This window comes from Promicromonospora sp. NPDC057488 (assembly GCF_042802395.1).
Lineage (GTDB): Bacteria > Actinomycetota > Actinomycetes > Actinomycetales > Cellulomonadaceae > Promicromonospora.
The window spans coordinates 11560-33547 of sequence record NZ_JBHVEG010000040.1 but is presented as its reverse complement, the minus strand read 5'-3'; the positions used below and the strand labels follow the sequence as shown (position 1 = coordinate 33547).

The window sequence follows — 21988 nt, the reverse complement described above, 5'->3', positions numbered from 1 at the left end:
TTCATGCCGAATGTGTGCTTCGCCCGTCAATTCGGCCCGGCCGGACGGGCGCCGACGCCGTCCTGCCGCCGCCGTCAGACGTGCGCGTCCAGCCAGTCCAGCACCGTGCTCAGGTACTTCTCGCGGGCCGGCTTCGGGGACAGCGCCAGGTCGTGGGCCCCACCCTCGATGACGGCGATCTCCACGGTCTGCCCCAGCCCCGGCGCGCGGGCGTGCATGTGCGCCACGTCGAGCACCACGTCGGTACCGAGCTGTTCGGCGATCTCCCCGGCGTCGGACCCCGTGCGGCCGCTGGTGCACACGAGCACCGGGCACCGCACGTCCAGCCCGCGCCCGACGGCGCGGTGCCCGCGCCGGATCGCCGCGAGCCAGCCGGCCCGGACCGGGAACCCCGCGTACGGCTTCCACCGCAGGTCGTACTCCCACTCGCCGCCGTTGGAGACGTGCAGGGCCCGGCCGTAGCCCTCGCCGAGCCGGGACACGACCAGCCGGGGCGAGACCCGGCCGAGCACGTACACGGCCTGGGTGACCAGGGTCCGGTCGGACCAGCTCCCCTTCAGGTCGAACCAGGGGCTGTTCAGCACGAGGGCGCTCACCCGGCCGGGGCGCGCGTTCGCGTACATCGACGTGATGAGCCCGCCCGTCGAGTGGCCCAGGAGCGCCAGCCCGGTGTGGCCGTCCGCGGCGATCACGTCGGCGGCCGCGTCGAGGTCCTGCGCGTAGAGCTCCAGGCGGTTGATCATGTTGGCGTCCCGGCCCGCCGCCGTCCACGCGTCCATGGACCGCCCGTGACCACGCAGGTCGACGGCGTAGAACGGGTAGCCCCGCCCCGCGACCGCCTCGGCGAGGTGCCGCTGGAAGAAGTAGTCGGTGAACCCGTGGACGTAGAGCACCGGAGCGCGCCCGGTCACCGGCCCGTCCTGGGGCGTGTAGCGGATCAGGGTGGCCTCGGCGCCGCCCGGGAGCTGGAGCGTGCGGGCCTCGAAGCCCGCACCCAGCACGTCCTCGGTCCAGTCGTTCACCCGGCCAGTGTGCCCGACAGGCGCGGCGTGCGGCCAGACAACAGGCGCTCCCGGCGCAGCGCGGGCAGGAAGCACAGCGCGCCCACGGTGCTGAACACCCCGCCGATGATCATGGCCGCCTGGGTGGACAGCAGTCCCGCCGTCCAGCCCAGCGCGGGGGCGGCCAGCGAGTAGGCGGCGAACGAGAGCATCGACGCCATCGACAGCACCGTGGTGCGGTTCCGGGACTCGGCCTCGCGGTGCAGCAGCGCTTGGTAGGCGGGCCCGCACGCGCCGTGCAGCCCGTAGGTCACGAGGTACGCGGCGATCAGACCGACCGGACCGAGCGCGAGCCCCATCCACACCGTCCCGAGCCCGTTGAGCACGCGCGCGATGATGGCCGTCCGCGCCACGCCGAGCCGGGGCGTGGCCAGGCCCGTCAGGGCCGCCCCACCCGCGAAGACCGCCCAGCCGGCGGCCGCGGCCGGCCCGGAGACCGCGGCCCCGGCCTGCGTGCCGCCCAGGAGCTCGGACAGCCGGATCGGCTGGAACGTCTCGAAGATCACCATCCCCACGCTCCAGAACACCTCGACCAGGAGCAGCCAGCGCAGCACCCGGTTGTCCCGCGCCAGGCGCAGCCCGTCGCGGACCACCCCGGGCGCCTGGCGCGCGGAGTCGAGCACGCGTCCGGCCACGCCCCGCCCGCCCTGCGTGCCCGACGACGGCGCCGGCGGCAGTGCCGGTGTCACCCCGGGCCCGGCCGTCCCGGCGTCGGCCGCGGCGTCGGCGACGTGGGCCGCGGCGTCCGGCCCGGCCGGGTGCGCCGCGGTGCGCGGCACCTCCCGGACCAGCACGACGACGGCCACCAGGTGCACCACGGCGAGCACGGCGTACACCGCGTACGGCAGCACGAGCGCCGACCACGCGGTCACGGGGTGCCACCAGACGAGGGCGCCGGAGACCAGGGCGCCCGCGGCGATGACCACCCCCATCACCGTGCCCTGCGCGGCGAGCGGCCGGTCGACGTCGGCCCCCGGCTCGGTGGCGTGCACCGTGTCGACGAACCAGGCCTCCAGCGGGCCGGAGTCGAGCGCCCGGAAGATGCCGGTGACCGCCGCGGCGAGGGCGAAGGCCCAGAAGGACTGCGCGGTGAGGAACACCACGGCCGCCGCCACCTGCAGCACGGCGGCCGCGACGAGCATCGGCCGCCGCCCGAGGGAGTCGGCCAGGCCCGCGGTGGGCAGCTCCAGCGCGAACACGACGAAGCCGCCGACGGACAGCGCCGTGAGCGCCTGGGGTACCGACAGCCCTCGCTCGATCGGCAGCAGCGTGGTGACCGTGACGACCAGCCCGACGGGGAACCAGCGGGTCAGGGTGAGCAGCAGGAAGACCTGCCGGGCGCGGCGCGGGGTGAGGGGAGTCATGACCGCTCCGTCTCGTCGGTGCCCTGGGGCGCGTCGTCGCGGGGGGAAGCCTCGCCGGGCGTGCCGACGCCGGGGACGTCGTCCGGCTCCAGGGGGAACGCCGCCTGCCAGAAGTGCACGCGGCGGGCGTCCGGGGCCGGCTCGGCGTCGCGGTAGCGCTCCAGCACCGCGTCGATCTCCCGGCGGATCGCCTGGAGCTGCTCGGGGTTCACGGTCACCCAGGCGTCGCCCTGACCGGTGGCGTCCTGCCAGTCGGCGGGCCAGGCCTCGGCGACGTCGAGCCAGTGCCCGAAGTCGGTGGTGAACAGGCGCAGGTAGTCCCGCTCCAGCCAGCCGAGCGCGGTGGTGGCGTCCTCGTCGTGGGCCAGCTCCGAGCGCTCCCAGCTGTGCGAGCTGGTGGCGGCGCGCCACAGGCGCTGCTTGCCGGTGCCGTCGCCGGTGTCCGCGACCAGGCCGACGGACTCCAGCTTGCGCAGGTGGTAGCTGGTGGCGCCGGTGTTGGTGCTCAGCGCGTCGGCGAGCGTCGTGGCCGTCGCCGGGCCGCCTACCCGCAGGGCGCCGAGCAGGCGCGACCGCAGCGGGTGGGCGAGCACCTTGACGGCCTCAGGAGTGAGGCGGAAGTCGTCGGGCGTGATCATGGATGCACGATAACCATGCACAATCTCTGTGCACAAGAGTCATGCACAAAAATTATGCACGGAACCCAGAAGTCGGCCCGGGGTGCGAGCCGCGGCATGCGGCTCGGCCCCGGGCCGGTGAGGTCTGGCAGGAGGAGATCAGGTCAGCATGACGACGGCGGTCACCACACCGGCGACCACCACGAGCACCCGGAACACGCTCGGCGGCATCTTGCGCCCGATGCGCGCGCCCACGTACCCGCCCACGACCGAGCCCGCCGCCAGCAGCCCGATCGCCAGCCAGTCCAGGTCGGCGACGAACACGAAGATGACCGTGGCGATCACGTTCGCGGCGAGCAGCGCGACCGTGCGCAGCGCGTTGATGTTCTTCACAGCGAGGTCGGTCCCGAGCCCCAGCACCGCCGCCATCATGACGCCCGCGCCGGCCCCGAAGTAGCCGCCGTACACGCCGGTGAGCACCGAGAAGACGACCGTGGCCGGCGACATCCCGTGCCGCAGCCGGGTCGGCTCGTCGCGGGTGCGCCGCAGCCACCGGCTGATCCAGGGCTGCACGCCCACCAGCAGGCAGGAGGTCAGGATCAGCCAGGGCACGATCGCCTCGAACACCCCTGGCGGCAGGGCGAGCAGCAGCACCGCTCCACCGATGGAGCCGACGGCGCAGGTCACGAGCACGATCACCGCGACCCGCGGGTGCTCGCGCAGCTCCTGCCGGTAGCCGAACGACCCGCTGAGCCCGGCGGGCACCAGGCCGACCGTGTTCGACGCGTTCGCGACGACGGGCGGCAGGCCCACGGCCAGCAGCACGGGGAAGCTCAGCAGCGAGGCGACGCCGACCGTCGTCGACAGCACGCCCGCGCCGAACCCTGCGCCGAGGACGGCGAGGTGCTCCCAGCCGGTCACCGCTCCTCCTCCCGCAGCAGGGCCACGTCGCTGACCATCTCGACGTGCGCGTGCATGGCCGCGGCGGCGGCCTCCGGGTCCCGCGCGCGGATGGCGTCCGCGATGGCGCGGTGCCCGGTCAGCGAGTTGCGCGGCCGGCCCGGCTGCGAGAGCGACTCGATGCGGCTCTCGCGGATCAGGCTGGCGATCTCGCGCATGGTCTGGGCCAGCAGGTCGGAGTGCGCCGCGGCGGTCACGGCCGCGTGGAACTGCTCGTCGGCGTCCACGCCGCGGTCGCCGTGCTCGATGGACGCCGCCATCGCGTCGAGGGACGCGTCGATGGCGACGAGGTCGTCGTCGGTACGGCGCTGCGCGGCCAGGGCGGCGATCTTGGTCTCCAGCGCGTCCCGGATGTCGATGATCTCGGGCATCCGGTCGGCGTGCGCGCGGATGGCCTCGACGATGCGGCTCTCGCTGTGCTTGCCGGTCAGCACGGTGCCGTCCCCGTGCCGCACCACCACGACGCCCACCACCTCGAGCGCGACGAGGGCCTGGCTGAGGGTCGCGCGGCTGACGCCGAGCCGGGCCGCGAGCTCTCGTTCCGGGGGCAGCCGGTCGCCGGCTTTCAGGCCGTTCTGCCTGATCCACGTGGTGATCTGTTCCGCCACCTGCTCGTAGAGGCGGGTGCGGGCCAGCGGCGTCGGCAGTTCGGCGGGAGCCTTCGGGGTCACTACCCGAGAGTACTTGACAGAAGCCGGACTGGACTATTGGCTAGGCCACTGATCCATCGTGCCTCGTCGGTCAACGGTGACCGCCGCGATGGAAAGAGGAGTTCTCATGGGTCCTGAGTGGATCGCGATCATCGCGCTCGTCGCGTTGTTCGTGGCCGGGACAGTCCTGCCGATCAACATGGGCGCTCTCGCCTATGTCGCGGCCTGGTTCGTCGGCGTCTTCGCCCTGAACATGGACGAGAAGGAGGTGCTGGGCGGGATCAGCGCCGATCTCGTCCTGACGCTCATCGGCGTCACCTACCTGTTCTCCATCGCCAAGAACAACGGCACCGTCGATCTCATCGTCTCGAAAGCGGTCCAGGCCGTCGGCGGCCGCGTGGCGCTCATCCCCTGGGTCATGTTCGCCGTGACCGCGCTGCTGACCGCCATCGGCGCCGCCAGCCCCGCCGCGTGCGCCATCATCGGCCCGGTCGCCCTCGGTTTCGCCCGCCGCTACAAGATCAACCCGCTCATGATGGGCATGTTCGTGGTGCACGGCGCCCAGGGCGGCGGGTTCTCCCCGATCAGCATCTACGGCACCATCACCAACTCCGTCATGGCCGGGGTGGGCTACGAGGGCACCGAGATGGGCGTCTTCATCGCGTCGCTCGCGATCAACACCGCGATGGCCGTGGTCCTGTTCCTCGTGCTCGGCGGCCGCCAGCTCATGCACGAGCGGGTCGACCCCGCCGACGCGTCCGGGCACCTCGTCGACGACCTGCACGCGGGCGGCACCTCGGTGACCGTCAGCGGCCAGGGCGCCGGCGTCTCGACCGTGACCCGGGGCCTCGGCGTGCGCCGCGACCACGTGCTCACCCTCGTCGCGTTCGCCGCCGTGGCCGTCACCGCGCTCGCCTTCGAGTACAACATCGGCTTCGTCTCGATCACCGCCGCCGTCGCGCTGGCCATGCTCTCCCCGCACCAGCACAAGGACGCCGTCAAGCAGATCGCGTGGCCCACCGTGCTGCTCGTCGCGGGCGTGAGCACCTACGCCGCGATCCTCACCGAGGCCGGCGCGCCCGAGTACATCGGCACCTGGGCCGCGGGCCTGGGCGTCGCCGCGATCGGTGCGCTCGTCCTCTGCTACGTGGGCGGCATCGCCTCCGCCTTCGCGTCGTCGACGGCGCTCCTGCCGGTCATCATCCCGATCGCCGTCCCGCTCATCGGCGGTGGCGGCGTGAGCCCCTGGGCCATGGCCGCCGCCCTGGCGGTCTCGTCGACCATCGTCGACGTGAGCCCCTTCTCCACGAACGGAGCCCTGATGCTCGCCAACCGCCCGGACACGATCTCCGAGCAGGCCTACTACAAGCAGATCCTCAACTACGCCATCATCGTCACCCTCGCGGGGCCGCTGCTGGTGTGGGGCATCCTCGTCCTGCCGGGCTGGTGAGCACCATGACCGGACCCCTTTCCGACGTCGTCGTCGTCGACCTCTCCCGGGCCCTGGCCGGGCCGCACGCCACCATGATGCTGGGCGACCTGGGCGCGCGCGTCGTCAAGGTGGAGGTGCCAGGGCGGGGCGACGACACGCGGGGCTGGGGCCCACCGTTCGTCGGCGAGGAGGACGGCCGCGAGTCGACGTACTTCCTCTCCGCGAACCGCAACAAGGAGTCGATCGCGCTCGACCTCAAGGCCGACGCCGACCGGGCGACGCTCCTCGAGCTCGTCGACCGGGCCGACGTGCTCGTGGAGAACTTCCGCCCCGGGGTGCTGGACCGGCTCGGCCTGGGCGTCGACTCCCTGCTGGAGCGCAACCCGCGCCTCGTGGTGCTGTCCATCACCGGGTTCGGGCACGACGGGCCGGAGGGCGGCCGCGCCGGGTACGACCAGATCGCCCAGGGCGAGGCCGGCCTGATGTCGCTGACCGGCTCCGGGCCCGACGACCCGCAGCGCGTGGGCGTGCCGATCGGCGACCTGCTCGCCGGCATCTACGGCGCGTACGGCGTGCTGGCGGCGCTGCACGAGCGGCACCGCACCGGCGTCGGGCAGGTCGTCCGGACGTCGCTCCTGGCGGCCGTCACCGGGGTGCACGCCTTCCAGGGCACGCGGTGGACGGTCGCCGGGGAGGTGGGGCGCGCGCAGGGCAACCACCACCCTTCGATCGCGCCGTACGGCCTGTTCCGCTGCCGTGACGGCGCCGTCCAGATAGCCGTCGGGTCCGAGGCGCTGTGGCAGAAGTTCTGCCTCACGTTCGGCCTCGACCCCGACGCGGAGGGCCTGCGGAGCAACCCCGAGCGGGTGGCCCGCCGCGACCAGGTGATCAAGGTGGTCGAGGACGTCTTCGACGCCTACGACGCCGACCCGCTGCTGGCGAAGCTGTCCGACGCCGGGATCCCCGCGGGCCGGGTGCGTACGCTCGACGAGGTGTACGCATGGGAGCAGACGGCGAGCCAGGGGCTGCTCGTCGACGTGGAGCACACGAGCCTCGGGCGGCTGACGCTGCCGGGCCCGCCGCTGCGGTTCTTCGACGCCGACGGCGCCGAGGTCACGCGGCGCGAGCACCGGGCGCCGCCGGTGCTCGATGAGCACGCCGCCCGGGTCCGGGCATGGCTCGACAGGTCGGGGGCGTCGTGACCCGGCGCTGGACGGCCCGCGAGCTGCTCGACCTGGTGCTCGACCCCGGCAGCTTCGAGTCCTGGGACGAGCCGGTCGACACCTCCGGGCACACTCCCGAGTACCGCGCCGTGCTGGCCGCCGCGGCCGAGAAGGCCGGCACCGACGAGTCCGTGCTCACGGGCCGCGGTCGCGTGCGCGGCCGGCCCGTGGTGGTGATCGTCAACGAGTTCCGGTTCCTCGGCGGGTCCATCGGCCGGGCCGCTGCGCGGCGGATCACCGCCGCCGTCCGGCGCGCGACGGCCGAAGGGCTGCCCGTGCTGGCCACGACCGCGTCCGGCGGCACCCGGATGCAGGAGGGCACCCCCGCCTTCCTCCGGATGGTCGAGATCTCGCGCGCCGTCATGGACCACCGCGACGCCGGCCTGCCCTACCTCGTCTACCTGCGGCACCCCACCACGGGCGGCGTCTACGCGTCCTGGGGCTCGCTCGCGCACCTCACGGTCGCCGAGCCGGGCGCGCTCATCGGCTTCCTGGGCCCGCGCGTGGTCGAGGCGCTGACCGGCAAGGCCCTGCCCGACGGCGTGCAGTCCGCCGAGAACCTCGCCGCGAAGGGCGTGCTCGACGGCGTCGTCACGCCCGAGAGCCTGCCCGCGCTGGTCGAGCGGGCGCTCGCGGTGCTGGTCGACCCGCCGTCGTCGGCCACGCTGCCGCGCCGGACGGGCGAGCCGTCCGGGACGGCGTCCGCCTGGGACTCCGTGCTGCGCACCCGGGCCGAGGGCCGCGTGGGCGTGCGGGACCTGCTGCGCTACGGCGCGTCGGGGACGGTGCGGCTGTCCGGCACGGACGAGGGCGAGCGGGACGAGTCGATGCTGGTCGCGCTCACGCGGCTGGACGGCCGCCCGTGCCTCGTCGTCGGGCAGGACCGGACCCGGCAGTCGGAGAGCACCCCGATGGGGCCCGCCGCGCTGCGCGTGGCCCGGCGCGCGATGGGGCTGGCCGAGGAGCTGCGGCTGCCGCTGGTCGCGGTGATTGACACCCCCGGGGCCGAGCTCTCGCAGGCCGCCGAGGAGGGCGCGCTCGCGGGCGAGATCGCGCGCTGCATGGCCGCGCTGACCCGGATGACCGTGCCGACGCTGTCGGTGATCCTCGGCCAGGGCTGCGGTGGCGGGGCGCTCGCGCTGCTGCCCGCGCAGGCCGTGATCGCGGCCGAGCACGCGTGGCTCTCGCCGCTGCCGCCCGAGGGCGCGAGCGTCATCGTGCACGGGGACACCACGCACGCCGCCGAGCTGGCGGAGGCGCAGCACATCCGGGCGGTGGACCTGCTCGCCGAGGGCGCGGTGCAGCGGGTGGTCCCGGAGCACGACGACGACACGGTCCGCGACGTCGCGGTGGCGGTCGCGGCGGAGTGCGCGGCGGTGCTGGCCGGTCGGTAGTTTCGGGTGGTCGGTAGAACGTCAGGTGGTCGGCACCTCGGAATACCGATCACCTGACATTCTGCCGACCACCCACGAATTGCCGACCACCCCGATCTGCCGACCACTCAGCTAGCGCTTCTCCACCGCCTTGCGGACCTGCTGGACCAGAGCGAACACCAGGAGTGCGGCGAAGGCGATCGAGGCCACGTTGTCGGGCAGCACCACCGACAGGCTCGCGCCGCCGAAGGAGAACACCGACGCGACCAGGCCGATGATCGCCGCGGTCTTCAGGTGCACCAGGCCGTTGCGGGCGTTGACCCAGGTGCCCGAGATCGCGGTGGGGATCATCGCGACCAGCGACGTGCCCTTGGCGAGCGCGGGGGCGAAGTCGAACAGCGCGGACAGCCCCGGCACGGCGATCTGCCCGCCGCCGATGCCGAGCAGGCCCGACGCGATGCCCATGACCAGGCCGAGGCCGACCATCCCGGCGCCGTCGAGCAGGCTGGGGATCCCCTGTGCCGTGCTGACCGACGGCGGGTCGGCGAACGCGTCGAGCAGGGACCGCACGATGCCCGCCACGAGCACGCCGACGAACAGCCAGCGCAGCAGGGTCTCGGGCACGCGCGCGAGCAGCCGCGCGCCGTAGGCCGCGCCGACCACGGAGCCGACCACGAGCAGCCCGGCGGAGATCAGGTCGACCGCCTGGTGCGTCAGGTACGGGATGGACCCGACGATCGCGGCCGGGAGGATCGCCGCCAGCGAGTAGGCGCTCGCGCGGCGCTGCGTCAGCCCGCCGAGCGAGGTCAGGAGCGGCACCATCACGATGCCGCCGCCGAGGCCGAACAGGCCGGAGAACGCTCCGCCGACGATCCCGACGAGTACGGCGCGGGGTGGGGTCAGGGAGTCGTCAGTCTGCTCGGTCACCCCGTGATGATCTCAGGTGAGCGGCGATGGTCCGCGCGCAGTCCAGGGACCCGGTGCTCGTGGTATCGATCTCCAGGTCGTACCGGACGCCCCGGTGGACGACGTCGGCCTGCTGCGCGGCCATGCCCGTGACCCGGTCGCCGCGGGCGGCCTCGCGCCGCCCGGCCACGGCCGGGTCGCACCGCACGCCGACCCAGAGCGTCGGCACGTCGCCCAGTGCGTCGAGCCAGGGGCGCTGCGACGCGCCGCCGCCGAGGAACACGTCGTCGACCACGAGGTGCGCGCCCGCGCGCGCCATGGCGACCAGCCCGGTGATCCAGGCGTCCTGCAGCGCCATGAAGTCCCCGCCGACGGCGACGCCGCCGTCGTCCGCGAAGCCGATGCCGTCGCCGCCGGAGGTCAGCCGGGCGGGCATCGCGTCGACGAGGGTGTCGACGCTGAGCGACAGCCAGGGCTCGGGCAGCACGGTCTGCAGGTCGCGGGCGATGGCCGACTTGCCGGAGCTCGACCCGCCGTTGAGGACGATGACCTGGGTGTTCATGCCGCCACCGTACGAGTGTCGGTGACGCGCGCTACAGTGATTTCCAAGTTGAGCGGAATAGACTCAACTTTGAGACGGTTTCATCGAGGTAGAACTCCGCCCACCATCACCAGCCCCGGGAGGCTTCATGGACACCAAGTTCACGACCATGTCGCAGCAGGCGATCGGCGACGCCATCCAGTCGGCGTCGGCCGCCGGCAACCCGCAGCTCGAGCCGGTCCACCTGCTCGCCTCGCTGCTCACGCAGGAGCGCGGCGTGGCCGTCGGCCTGCTCGACGCGGTCGGGGCGAACGCGCAGGCCATCGGCCAGCAGGTGCGCGCGGCCCTCGTCGCGCTGCCCCAGGCCAGCGGCAGCAGCACCGCCCAGCCGAGCGCGAGCCGCGCACTGGCGACGGTCCTCGACCTGGCGGGCAAGGAGGCCCAGGGCCTGGGCGACGAGTACGTCTCCACCGAGCACCTGCTCATCGCGCTGGCCGCCGGCCAGTCGTCCGCGGCGCAGATCCTGTCCGACGCCGGGGCCACCGCCGACGCCCTGCGCGCCGCGCTGCCCGCCGTCCGCGGCTCGGGCCGGGTCACCAGCCCCAACCCGGAGGGCACCTACAAGGCGCTGGAGCAGTACGGCACCGACCTGACCCAGCAGGCGCGCGACGGCAAGCTGGACCCGGTGATCGGCCGCGACTCGGAGATCCGCCGCGTGATCCAGGTGCTGAGCCGCCGCACCAAGAACAACCCGGTGCTCATCGGCGAGCCTGGCGTCGGCAAGACCGCAGTCGTCGAGGGGCTGGCGCAGCGAGTCGTCGCGGGCGACGTGCCCGAGTCCCTCAAGGGCAAGCGGCTGATCTCCCTCGACCTGGCCTCGATGGTGGCCGGCGCCAAGTACCGCGGTGAGTTCGAGGAGCGCCTCAAGGCGGTCCTGGAGGAGATCACGGCGTCCGACGGCGAGGTCGTCACCTTCATCGACGAGCTGCACACCGTGGTCGGGGCGGGCGCCGGCGGTGAGGGCGCCATGGACGCCGGCAACATGCTCAAGCCCATGCTCGCCCGCGGCGAGCTGCGCATGGTCGGCGCCACCACGCTCGACGAGTACCGCGAGCACATCGAGAAGGACCCCGCGCTGGAGCGCCGGTTCCAGCAGGTGTTCGTGGGCGAGCCGTCGGTGGAGGACACCGTGGCGATCCTGCGCGGGCTCAAGGAGCGTTACGAGGCGCACCACAAGGTGACGATCGCCGACTCGGCGCTCGTGGCCGCCGCCTCCCTCTCCGACCGGTACATCTCGGGCCGGCAGCTCCCCGACAAGGCCATCGACCTGGTCGACGAGGCCGCGTCCCGCCTGCGGATGGAGCTCGACTCGTCCCCGATCGAGATCGACGAGCTGCAGCGCGCGGTCACGCGCCTGGAGATGGAAGAGGTCGTGCTGTCCGAGTCGGCCGACGCCGCCTCCAAGGACCGCCTCGAACGGCTTCGCGCCGACCTCGCCGACCGCCGCGAGGCCCTCGCCGCGCTCACCGCGCGCTGGGAGTCCGAGAAGGCCGGGCACAACCGCGTCGGCGACCTGCGCGCGCGCCTCGACGAGCTGCGCACCGACGCCGAGCGCAAGCTCCGCGAGGGCGACCTCGAGGGCGCGGCGCGCATCCAGTACGGCGAGATCCCCGTGGTCGAGAAGGAGCTCGCGGCCGCCGAGGAGGCCGAGGCCGGCGCGGAGGACGAGCCCGAGGGCCTCGGCCCGGAGACCGCCGAGCCCCCGATGATCGCCGACAAGGTCGGCGCCGACGAGATCGCCGAGGTGGTCGCCGCCTGGACCGGCATCCCCGCCGGGCGCCTGCTGCAGGGCGAGTCCGAGAAGCTCCTGCACATGGAGGACGTGCTCGGGGAGCGCCTCATCGGGCAGCGGGCCGCGGTGGCCGCGGTGTCCGACGCCGTGCGGCGCACCCGCGCCGGCGTCTCGGACCCCGACCGGCCCACCGGCTCGTTCCTGTTCCTCGGCCCCACGGGCGTGGGCAAGACCGAGCTCGCCAAGGCGCTCGCGGACTTCCTGTTCGACGACGAGCGCGCCATGGTGCGCATCGACATGTCCGAGTACGCGGAGAAGCACTCCGTGGCGCGGCTCGTCGGCGCGCCTCCGGGCTACGTCGGGTACGAGGAGGGCGGCCAGCTCACCGAGGCCGTCCGGCGCCGGCCCTACTCGGTGGTGCTGCTGGACGAGGTGGAGAAGGCCCACCCCGAGGTCTTCGACATCCTGCTCCAGGTGCTCGACGACGGGCGCCTCACCGACGGCCAGGGCCGCACCGTGGACTTCCGCAACACGATCCTGGTGCTCACCTCGAACCTCGGCTCGCAGTTTCTCGTGGAACCGATGCTGTCGGACGAGGAGCGCCGCGACTCCGTGATGACGGCCGTGCGGGCGGCGTTCAAGCCCGAGTTCCTCAACCGGCTCGACGACGTGGTCATCTTCGACGCGCTGTCGCTCGACGAGCTCGGCCACATCGTCGACCTGCAGGTCGGTGCCTTCGCCAAGCGCCTCGGCGACCGGCGCATCACCCTGGAGGTGACCGCGGCGGCCCGCGAGTGGCTCGCCCTGGAGGGCTTCGACCCGGCCTACGGCGCCCGGCCGCTGCGCCGCCTCGTGCAGCGCGAGATCGGCGACCGCCTGGCGCGGCTGCTGCTCGCCGGCGAGGTGACCGACGGCGACACGGTGGTCGTGGACCGCGCCGACGGCGAGGGGCTCGCACTGGATCGGCGGGTGCTGACCGCCTAGGCGAGGGGCGCTCGCCCGGGCGCGAAGCCCGGGCGGGCGACCGCCTGGATGTGACGGTGTTGTGAAGGTGGCCGTCGGAACGCCCAGAACCCGAATTGCGACTCGTCCCTCTGTATGTGCGGGGTGAATCGTGCGCGGCCGGTCGCGCGGTGCCCGGCACGGTCAGGGAGGCCCGATGCTGCGTTTCCACTTCACCGCGGACGATCTGGCGCGGGTCCGGATCGCGCCTGGCCCGGACCCCATGTGGGAGACGCTGCTCAGCGCCCACCTGGTGAACCAGCGCTCGGGCTCCCTGCTGTTCGAGCCCTGGCGGGCGCGGGTGCTGACCGGCCTGCCGCCCGCGGCGCGCATGCTGCTGCGCCTGGCGCCGCCACGCGGCTACTCGCCGGACTTCCTCACGCCCGTCATCGGCTCGGGCGCGCCGCTGACCGGCCCCGACACGTTCGAGGTGGGCCTCGACGCCGTGCTGTCCACCTCGAGGTCTCGGCTCCGGCACGACATCTCGCGGCTGGCGCAGGGCCGCACTCCGCACCTGTGGATGCGGGACCTCGCCGACGGGTCGGTGTCGGCGGTGCGCGGGCTCGGCGTCGCGATGCGGGCGTACCACCAGCAGGCGGTCGGGCCGTACTGGAGCGGCATCCTCGCCGCCGTCGACGTGGACCGGGCGGCGCGCACCCGCGCCTGGGTCGAGGGCGGCACCGAGCACGCACTGCGCAGCCTGCACCCCGCGATCCGCTGGCAGCATCCCGTGCTGTCGGTCGCGACCGCCGCGGAGCGGGACGTCCACCTGGCTGGCCGCGGCCTGCTCATCGTCCCGTCCTACTTCTGCCACCGCGCCCCGATCTCGCTGGCCGACCCCGAGCTGCCGCCGCTGCTGCTCTACCCGATCACCCACGAGCAGGTCTGGACGGGCCGGCGGCCGGAGGACCGGGCCGACGAGGACGGCGGCCGCAGGCTCACCGCGCTGCTCGGCCGCACCCGGGCCGCGGTGCTGCGGGAGCTCGGCACCGAGGCGACCACCAGCGAGCTCGCGCAGCGCTTGGCGATCTCGCCGGCGTCCGCCTCCGAGCACGCGACCGTGCTGCGCAACGCCGGGCTCGTCGCCAGCGGGCGCGAGCGCAACACGGTGCTGCACGCGCTGACCCCGCTGGGCCGGACCCTGCTGGACGGCAACGAGCGCCGGGTCCCGACGGCGTCGGCTACTGCAGCAGATCCTGCGTGATCGGCTCCGAGGTCGTCGCCAGGCACAGGCCCACGCGGTCGCCGTCGGCCCACGACTCCTCGCTGGGGCCCCAGACCACGTAGCTCACCGAGCCGGCCACCGGGCTGGTGCGCGCGACCGGGCCGAGCTGCTTGGTGCCGCACACCTGCGCGATGCGCTTGTCGACGGCGTCGCGGCCGGGCCAGACGGCGGCGTCGGCGAAGTCCGTGCGGCCCACCACCTGGGCGGTGTGCGAGGCGTCGCAGGGGACCGCGAGCACCTCGGAGACCTCGCCGTCCGCGGGGACGCTCTCCACGCAGGAGCCGAGCACGAGCTGCAGCGGGTGCACCTCCTGCGGCTCCGCGATCATCGCTTCGATGGGCTCCCACTGCTGGCGGCCCACCACGTTCACGATCAGGGCGATCACCGCGACGATGGCCACCACGGCCAGCGTCGCGCCGCCGATCAGGGCGTAGCGGCGCCGCTTCGCGGACTCGTCCTCCGCCGTGGGCGGGCGCCAGCCGGCGTATGACGCCTCGGGCGCGTAGTCATGGACGGCCGGGAACGAGTGCGCCGAGCCGCCGGGGGTCCCGGGGAACGGCGACGGCGGCTGCTGCGGGGCGGGCTGCGTGGACGGCTGGGCCGGGGTCTGCGCGGCCGGCTGGTGCTGCGCCGGCGCGGCGGGCGTCGGGAACGGGCTCGCCGGCGCGGGGGCCGGCGGGGTGCGGGTCGCCGGGGAGGCGAAGAGCTCCGACTCCGCGGTGGCGTCCTCGGCGGCGGCCGCTTCGTCCGTCCCGGCGTCGTCCGTGGTCGCCCGCCCGGCGGCGGCCTCCGCGGGTGCCTCGGCGGCGGGTGCGTCTGCGGCCGGTGCGTCGCCGGCGGGCGCGTCGGCGGGGGAGTCGGCAGACGCCTCTGCCGGGGAGGCTGCCGACGTCGTCGCCTCGGCGCCGTCCTCTGTCTCGTCCTTGGCCGCGACCGTGCGGGGACCCAGCGCCTTCTTGTGCGCCGCCGAGATGGCCGCGAACGAGAGCGCCTTGAAGTCGAAGTTCTCGTCGATCACCGGGACGTTGCCGGCCGGCTTCTTGTCGTCCTCCGGGGCGTCGGCCTTCTGCTCGGCCTGCTCCGCGGGCTTCTCGTCCGCCTGCTCGACGTCGACGTCGACGTCGACGGCGGGCTCGGCGGGCGAGCCGGCGGCGTCGTCCGCCGGGGCCTCGGGAGTCTCGGACTCCGGTGCTTCGGACTCCTGCGCCTCGGGCGCGGTCGGCGCGGCGGCGCGAGTGGGCGGGACGATCGCGATCTCCTCGGTGGGCGCCTCGTAGCGCTTCGGGCGGTTCGACGGTGCGGGCGGCTCGGCGGGCCCGACGTCCTCGGGCTCGGGGACCGGCTTCGGCGCGGGCCTCGGCGCCTCGGCGGCGGAGTCCCCGGCGGGACTGTCCACGGGCTCGTCCACAGCGTTGTCCACAGGCTCGTCCACGGAGTCGCCGACGGGCTCGTCCGCGGCACCATCCACAGCGTTGTCCACAGCATCGTGCCCAGCTACAGGAGTGTGCTCAGCCGCACCGGAGTCCGCGGCAGCACCGGCGTCCGCGTCGGCGCCCTCCGGGGCCTCGCCCACCGGTTCGGAGGCGTCCGCGTCGTCGTCGCTGTCGCCCTTGCCGGAGGGGCCCTGGGGAGCCGGGCCGGGCTCCGAATCGACCTCGGACGCCTTCGCGACAGGATCCGAAACGGGGATCTCGGCGACTTCAGTGGCGGCCGGTGTCTGGTCGGGCGTCGACGTCATGCAGTTAACTTACCGACATTCTGTAACGACCCTGCCACCGGAACGGTACCCGTTTCGAGAGCACTCGATTTATGGACAATTTCACCCGATGATTTCCTCATCGAGAGTGGAACCTCAGCACATCACAGCGGGCGCGCGACGGATCAGTCGGCGAGGTCGACAATCACCGGCACGTGGTCGGAGGCGCCCTTCCCCTTGCGCTCGTCGCGGTCGATCGCGGCCCCCGCGGCGCGTCCGGCGAGCGCCGGCGAGGCCCAGCAGAAGTCGATCCGCAGGCCCTTGTTCCGGGGGAACGCGAGCTGCTGGTAGTCCCAGTAGGTGTACGTGTGCTCCTCGGGCAGGAACTTGCGGGTCAGCTCCGTGTACCCGGCCTCGCCGAAGGCCTCGAACGCGGCCCGTTCGGGCGGGGACACGTGCGTCTTGCCGGCGAAGTCCGCGGCGTCGTAGACGTCGGTGTCCAGCGGGATCACGTTCCAGTCCCCGGTGAGCGCGACGGCGTCGCCGGCGTCGGCCCAGGTCTTCGCCGCCGTCCGCAGGGACTCCAGCCACGCGAGCTTGTAGGCGTAGTGCGGGTCGTCGAGCGCGCGGCCGTGCGGCACGTACAGGCTCCACACGCGGACGCCGCCGCAGGTCGCGCCGATCGCGCGTGCCTCGAGCGGCGGGGCCACGTCGAGCAGGGCGTCCGGGTCGGCGTCGGCGGCCGCCTTGGCGAAGCCGGGCTGCTCCGGGAAGTGGGTCGCGACGTCGGCCAGGCCCACGCGCGACGCGATGGCCACGCCGTTCCACTGGGAGAGGCCGAAGTGCGCCACCTCGTACCCGGCGGCCTCGAAGGCCGCGGTGGGGAACTGGTCGTCCCGGCACTTGGTCTCCTGGATCGCCAGGACGTCGGTCTGCGACCGGTCGAGGAAGGCGAGCACGCGGTCGACCCGCGTGCGGATCGAGTTGACGTTCCAGGTGACGAGGCGCACAGGCTCACCCTATGTTCACCCCGACTACCCTGGCACCGTGCAGAACCTCAGCAGGCGTCCTGTCGGTGCCGTCGTCGTCCTCACGTCAGCGGTCCTGCTCACGGCGTGCTCCGCCGGCAGCTCGTCCGGCGGGGCCTCGGCCGGGCGTACCGACGTCGTCGTCGGGCTGACCGGGGAGCCCACCAACCTCGACTTCACCACGACGTCCGGCTCGGCCATCCCGCAGCTGCTGATGAACAACGTCTACGAGGGCCTGGTGACGATCGACCAGGAGGGCGAGGTGCAGCCGCAGCTCGCCGAGAAGTGGAACATCAACGGCGACCGCACCGTCTACACCTTCACGCTGCACGACGGCGTGACCTTCTCCGACGGCTCGGCCTTCACCGCGGACGACGTCGTCGCGTCGATCGACCGGGTCCAGGACGACTGGACGCTGAGCCTGAAGTCGAAGATGGACGTGGTCGAGAGCGTCGAGGCCGTCAGCGACACCGAGGTCGCCGTGACCCTGACGCACCCCAGCAACGCCTGGCTGTTCGACATGGGCACGTCCGTGGGCGCCATGTTCCCCGACGACCTGTCCGTCGACCTGGCCACCGAGGCCGTCGGCACCGGCCCGTACACGGTCGAGGAGGTCGCCACCGGCGAGCACGTCACGCTCGCCGCCCGCGACGACTACTGGGGCGAGGCCCCCGCGCTCACCGACGTCACCGTCCGGTACTTCGCCGACGCGAACGCGCAGGCCAACGCCGTCCGCGCCGGCGACATCGACATGGCGTACAACATGCAGGCCCCGGACCTGATCTCCGGGCTGGAGCAGGACCAGGACCTCCAGGTGATCGACGGCACCTCGACGGGCGAGGTGCTGCTCGCGCTGAACAACGCCCGGCCGCCGTTCGACGACCTGAACGTACGCCGCGCGATCATGTACGCGATCGACCGCAAGGCCGTGCTGGACACGGCCTGGGCCGGGCACGGAGAGCTCATCGGCTCGATGGTGCCGCCCACCGACCCCTACTACCAGGACCTGACCGGCGCCTACCCGTACGACCCCGACCGGGCGCGCGAGCTGCTGGCCGAGGCCGGCGCCGAGGACCTGAGCATCACCTTCGACGTGCCGACCCGCCCGTACGCCGAGGCCGTCGCCCAGGTGGTGGTCTCGCAGCTCAAGGAGGTCGGCATCGACGCGAAGATCGTCCCGGCCGAGTTCCCCGCGGTCTGGCTCGACAAGGTGTTCACCGAGCACGACTACGAGATGTCCGTGATCCTCCACACCGAGGCCCGGGACATGCTCACCATCTTCGGGGACCCCGACTACTACGTGGGCTACGACAACCCGGAGCTTGGCCAGCTGGCCGAGAAGGCCGACGAGGGCAGCCCCGACCAGTACGTCGCCGGCATGCAGGAGGTCTCCCGGATGATCGTCGACGACGCCGCGAGCGACCCGCTGTTCCTCTTCCCCAACACGGTGGTGGCCGACGCGGCCCTGTCGGGCATCGCCGCGAACGCCACCACGGAGTCCATGGACCTGACCGGCCTGCGCTGGTCGGACCGCTGATCCGGCCGACGCCGGACGCCGCCCCGTGGTCAGACACCTCGCCTCGCACGCCGCACAGCTCGTCGTCACGCTGCTGGTGGCGACGGTCGCGATCTTCGTGCTGCTGCGCGTGCTGCCGGGCGACCCCGCCGCCGTCGCGCTCGGGATCGAGGCGTCGCCCGAGGCGCTCGCGGCCTGGCGGGCCGAGCACGGCACGGACGGGTCACTGGTGGTCCAGTACCTGCAGTGGGTGGGCGGGCTGCTCACCGGAGACCTCGGCACCAGCTACGTGACGTCGCAGGAGCTGACGCCGCTGGTCGCGGACCGGGTGCAGGTCACGGGCATCCTCGTGCTGCTCGGCATGCTGATCGCGCTGGTGGTCGCGGTGCCGGTGGGCACGATGGCCGCCGTCTGGCACCGGAACGCGGGCGGCGTGACCCTCTCGGCGGTGAGCCAGGTGGGCGTGGCCGTGCCGAACTTCCTGGTGGGCGTGCTGCTCGTCGCGGTCTTCGCGGTGCGGCTGGGCTGGCTCCCGTCGGGCGGGTGGACGGCGCCGGCCGACGGGCTCGGCGAGTTCTGGCGGCACGTGCTGCTCCCCGCCGTCGCGCTGGGCTCGGTGCAGGCCGCGATCATCACGCGGTACGTGCGCAGCGCGGTGCTGGAGATCATGCGCGAGGACTTCCTGCGGACCGCCCGCGCCAAGGGGCTCACCTTCACCGGCGCCCTGGTGCGGCACGGGCTGCGGAACGCGGGCGTGCCGATCGTGACCGTCGTGGGCGTGCAGATCGCGTCCATGCTGATCGGCGCCGTGGTGATCGAGCGGGTGTTCGCCGTGCCGGGGCTCGGCAGCCTGCTGCTGGACTCGGTGGGCAACCGCGACCTCCTGGCCGTGCAGTCGATCGTGGCGGTGCTCGTGGTGCTGGTGGTGCTCCTGAACTTCCTGGTCGACCTGGCCTACACCCTGCTGGACCCGCGCCTGCGGAGGGCGGCATGACCGGGGCGCGGCGCCGCACCCCGTCGGTCGAGCCTGTCGAGACCCGTCGCCGTCTCGGCGCGCACCCGCAGCTCGTCATCGGCGCCGTACTGGTGGGGCTGGTGCTGGTCACGGCCCTCGTCTCGCTCGTCTGGACCCCGTACGACCCGGAGCACGCGGGCGCCGAGCGGCTGCTGCCGCCGGGGGCCGAGCACTGGTTCGGCACCGACCGGTTCGGCCGCGACGTGTTCTCGCAGGTCATGGCCGGCGCGCAGATCACGCTGCTCGTGGGGCTGGTCGCGGTCGGGATCGCCGCGCTGGTGGGCGTGCCGCTCGGCGTGCTCGCCGGGATGCTCCAGGGGTCGGGCCGCGGCCGGCCGGCCGCGGTGCTCATGCGCGGCACCGACATCCTGCTCGCGTTCCCCGGCCTGCTGCTCGCGATCGTGCTGGGCGCCGTCTACGGCGCGGGCACGGTCACCGCGATGGTCGCGCTCGGCATCGGCTCCATCCCCGCGTTCGCGCGCGTCGCGCGCAGCGGGACGCTGCAGGTGATGCGGTCCGACTACGTGCTCGCCGCCCGGGCCGCGAACCGCGGCGAGGTCGCGATCGCGGCGCGGCACGTGCTGCCCAACATCGCCGGCACGGTGCTGGTGCAGTGCTCCGTGAACTTCGCGATCGCCGTGCTCGCCGAGGCCGGGCTGTCGTTCCTCGGCCTCGGCACTCCCCCGCCCACGCCGTCGTGGGGCCGCATGCTGCAGGAGTCCCAGCAGTTCCTCGGCCTGGCCGACCACCTCGCGATCGTGCCCGGGGTGGCCATCGCCGTCGCCGTGCTCGGCTTCAACCTGCTGGGCGACGGGCTCCGCGACGTCCTGGACCCGCGGCTCGCGACCGACCCCGGGCCCGCCGCGCCACCGCGGGTCGAGCCTGCCGAGACCCTCGCACACTCGCCGGTCGAGCCTGTCGAGACCCCCGCACTCGACCTGCGTGGCCTGACCGTCCGCACGACGAGCGGCCGCACCCTCCTGGACGACCTCTCGCTGCGGGTCGCCACGGGGGAGCGCGTCGGGCTGATCGGCGAGTCCGGATCCGGCAAGACCATGACGGCGCTCGCGGCCCTCGGCCTGCTGCCCGACGGCGTCACGGCGACCGGGCACGTCGGCCTCGCCGGCGTCGACGGCAACCTCCTGGACCGGGGCGAGCGGGCCCTGGCCCGCCTGCGCGGCCAGGAGATCTCGATGGTCTTCCAGGAGCCGATGACCGCGCTCAACCCGCTGATGCGCGTGGGCCACCAGGTCGCCGAGGCCATGACCCTGCACGGCACGGACGGGCGGACGGCGACGCGCCGTGCGGCGGAGCTGCTCGCCGAGGTGGGCCTGCCCGACGGCGCCGCCCGGCGGTACCCGCACGAGCTGTCCGGCGGGCAGCGGCAGCGTGTGGTGCTGGCGACGGCGCTGGCCAACGACCCGGCCGTGCTCGTGGCGGACGAGCCGACGACGGCCCTCGACGTCACCGTCCAGCGCCAGGTGCTCGACCTCATGACGCGGCTGGTCAGCGACCGGGGCGCCGGGCTGCTGTTCATCACGCACGACCTGGCCGTGGTGTCCCAGGTGTGCGAGCGCGTGGTGGTGCTGCTCGACGGCGTCGTGGTCGAGGAGGGCCCGGTCGACGAGGTGTTCGCGCACCCCCGGCACGAGTACACGCGGCGGCTGCTGGCGGCGTCGACCCTCGAACCTCGCCCGTCGCCGGCCGAGCCCCCGTCGCCGGTGGAGCCCCCGGAGGTGCTGGTCGAGCCCCCGCTGGTCGAGCCCCCGTCGCTGGTCGAGCCTGTCGAGACCCCGGAACCCGCCCTGATCCGGGTCCAGGACGTGACCCGCACCTACGCGCACCGGGGCCAGACGGTCCAGGCGCTGCGGGGCGTGTCCCTCGCGGTCCGGGAGGGGCAGCGGTTCGGGATCGTGGGGGAGTCCGGATCGGGCAAGTCCACGCTGTTGCGGATCGTCGCGGGGCTCGACCGGGCCACGTCGGGCCGGGTAGTGACCGCGGGCGTCGAGCTGAGCCCGGCCGAGCCGCGCGACCTGGGCGGCCTGCGCTCCGCGCTGCAGCTCGTGTTCCAGGACCCGTACGGGTCGCTCGACCCCCGGATGACCGTCGGCGATATCGTGGCGGAGCCGCTGCTGAACGCGATGAACGTCCGGGACGGCGGCCCGCGCTCGGCGGCCGGACGGCGTGACGCGGTGCGCGAGATGCTGGACGCCGTCGGCCTGCCGCTCGACTCGGCCGAGCGGTACCCGCACCAGTTCTCCGGCGGCCAGCGGCAGCGCATCGCGATCGCCCGGGCGCTGGTGTGCCGCCCGCGCATCCTCGTGGCGGACGAGCCGGTCAGCGCCCTCGACGTCTCCGTCCGGCGGCAGGTGCTGGACCTGCTCGCGCGCCTGGCTGACGAGCGCGCGCTGACCCTCCTGCTGGTGTCGCACGACCTCGGCGTCGTGCGGCACGTCTGCGACCACGTCGCCGTGATGCACGACGGCCTGATCGTGGAGCAGGGGCCCACCGCCCAGGTCTACGACGACCCGGCGCACGAGTACACGCGCCGCCTGCGCGCGGCGACGCCGCTGCTGCGCTGACCTGC

At 73.6% G+C, this 21988-nt stretch carries 17 protein-coding genes; 8 read left to right on the top strand and 9 right to left on the bottom strand.

The genetic code is table 11. The features are described from left to right. Positions 1 to 74 precede the first annotated feature (74 nt). The 5 genes from ACFU5G_RS10975 to ACFU5G_RS10955 form a co-directional block, all read right to left on the bottom strand. On the bottom strand, positions 75 to 1022 hold the full coding sequence (locus ACFU5G_RS10975) for an alpha/beta hydrolase (RefSeq protein ID WP_377243661.1): 948 nt from the start codon (positions 1020 to 1022) through the stop codon (positions 75 to 77). Beyond that, positions 1019 to 2425, bottom strand: a complete 1407-nt coding sequence (locus ACFU5G_RS10970; protein WP_377243658.1) for an MFS transporter — start codon at positions 2423 to 2425, stop codon at positions 1019 to 1021. The genes ACFU5G_RS10975 and ACFU5G_RS10970 overlap by 4 nt, the downstream gene beginning before the upstream one ends. Further along, positions 2422 to 3063 (bottom strand): ArsR/SmtB family transcription factor, encoded by a 642-nt coding sequence (locus tag ACFU5G_RS10965; RefSeq protein WP_377243655.1) that lies wholly within the window; start codon positions 3061 to 3063, stop codon positions 2422 to 2424. The genes ACFU5G_RS10970 and ACFU5G_RS10965 overlap by 4 nt, the downstream gene beginning before the upstream one ends. A gap of 138 nt (positions 3064 to 3201) precedes the next feature. Further along, a complete protein-coding gene (locus ACFU5G_RS10960; protein WP_182620200.1) occupies positions 3202 to 3963 on the bottom strand; it encodes a sulfite exporter TauE/SafE family protein in 762 nt (253 codons plus the stop codon). Further along, a complete protein-coding gene (locus ACFU5G_RS10955) occupies positions 3960 to 4673 on the bottom strand; it encodes a FadR/GntR family transcriptional regulator (protein WP_377243652.1) in 714 nt (237 codons plus the stop codon). Before ACFU5G_RS10955 ends, ACFU5G_RS10960 begins: the two co-directional genes overlap by 4 nt. Positions 4674 to 4779: 106 nt before the next feature. Between ACFU5G_RS10955 and ACFU5G_RS10950 the strand changes: the two genes are divergently transcribed. The 3 genes from ACFU5G_RS10950 to ACFU5G_RS10940 are packed head-to-tail and all read left to right on the top strand — an operon-like array spanning position 4780 to position 8701. Next, positions 4780 to 6102, top strand: coding sequence for an SLC13 family permease (locus ACFU5G_RS10950; RefSeq protein WP_377243650.1), 1323 nt, complete (start codon positions 4780 to 4782; stop codon positions 6100 to 6102). Positions 6103 to 6107: 5 nt separating this feature from the next. Beyond that, a complete protein-coding gene (locus ACFU5G_RS10945; protein WP_377243647.1) occupies positions 6108 to 7286 on the top strand; it encodes a CaiB/BaiF CoA transferase family protein in 1179 nt (392 codons plus the stop codon). Further along, the gene (locus ACFU5G_RS10940) at positions 7259 to 8701 is read left to right on the top strand and encodes a carboxyl transferase domain-containing protein (protein WP_377243644.1); all 1443 of its coding nucleotides are present in this window, start codon (positions 7259 to 7261) and stop codon (positions 8699 to 8701) included. The genes ACFU5G_RS10945 and ACFU5G_RS10940 overlap by 28 nt, the downstream gene beginning before the upstream one ends. Before the next feature lie 111 nt (positions 8702 to 8812). On the opposite strand, the gene ACFU5G_RS10935 is transcribed toward ACFU5G_RS10940, so the two are convergent. After that, positions 8813 to 9607: a sulfite exporter TauE/SafE family protein gene (locus ACFU5G_RS10935; RefSeq protein ID WP_377243641.1), complete on the bottom strand. Its 795-nt coding sequence runs from the start codon at positions 9605 to 9607 to the stop codon at positions 8813 to 8815. Continuing rightward, positions 9591 to 10148, bottom strand: a complete 558-nt coding sequence (cpt, locus tag ACFU5G_RS10930; RefSeq protein ID WP_377243638.1) for a chloramphenicol phosphotransferase CPT — start codon at positions 10146 to 10148, stop codon at positions 9591 to 9593. The genes ACFU5G_RS10935 and cpt overlap by 17 nt, the downstream gene beginning before the upstream one ends. A gap of 127 nt (positions 10149 to 10275) precedes the next feature. Between cpt and clpB the strand changes: the two genes are divergently transcribed. Beyond that, positions 10276 to 12903, top strand: coding sequence for an ATP-dependent chaperone ClpB (gene clpB, locus ACFU5G_RS10925; protein WP_377243635.1), 2628 nt, complete (start codon positions 10276 to 10278; stop codon positions 12901 to 12903). Between the two features lie 175 nt (positions 12904 to 13078). Further along, the gene (locus tag ACFU5G_RS10920) at positions 13079 to 14125 is read left to right on the top strand and encodes an ArsR/SmtB family transcription factor (protein WP_377243632.1); all 1047 of its coding nucleotides are present in this window, start codon (positions 13079 to 13081) and stop codon (positions 14123 to 14125) included. Here ACFU5G_RS10920 and ACFU5G_RS10915 read toward each other — a convergent pair. Next, positions 14103 to 15884 carry a septum formation family protein gene (locus ACFU5G_RS10915; protein ID WP_377243629.1) on the bottom strand — a complete coding sequence of 594 codons (1782 nt, stop codon included), beginning with the start codon at positions 15882 to 15884 and terminating at the stop codon, positions 14103 to 14105. The two genes, ACFU5G_RS10920 and ACFU5G_RS10915, sit on opposite strands and share 23 nt — an antisense overlap. A 143-nt stretch (positions 15885 to 16027) precedes the next feature. Next, complete coding sequence (locus ACFU5G_RS10910; RefSeq protein ID WP_377243626.1) at positions 16028 to 16852, bottom strand: exodeoxyribonuclease III; 825 nt, start codon at positions 16850 to 16852, stop codon at positions 16028 to 16030. Positions 16853 to 16889: 37 nt separating this feature from the next. Between ACFU5G_RS10910 and ACFU5G_RS10905 the strand changes: the two genes are divergently transcribed. The 3 genes from ACFU5G_RS10905 to ACFU5G_RS10895 are packed head-to-tail and all read left to right on the top strand — an operon-like array spanning position 16890 to position 21983. Further along, positions 16890 to 18407 (top strand): ABC transporter substrate-binding protein, encoded by a 1518-nt coding sequence (locus tag ACFU5G_RS10905; protein ID WP_377243623.1) that lies wholly within the window; start codon positions 16890 to 16892, stop codon positions 18405 to 18407. 25 nt (positions 18408 to 18432) lie between these two features. After that, on the top strand, positions 18433 to 19380 hold the full coding sequence (locus ACFU5G_RS10900) for an ABC transporter permease (RefSeq protein WP_377243620.1): 948 nt from the start codon (positions 18433 to 18435) through the stop codon (positions 19378 to 19380). Continuing rightward, on the top strand, positions 19377 to 21983 hold the full coding sequence (locus tag ACFU5G_RS10895) for a dipeptide ABC transporter ATP-binding protein (RefSeq protein ID WP_377243617.1): 2607 nt from the start codon (positions 19377 to 19379) through the stop codon (positions 21981 to 21983). Before ACFU5G_RS10900 ends, ACFU5G_RS10895 begins: the two co-directional genes overlap by 4 nt. Positions 21984 to 21988 lie beyond the last annotated feature (5 nt).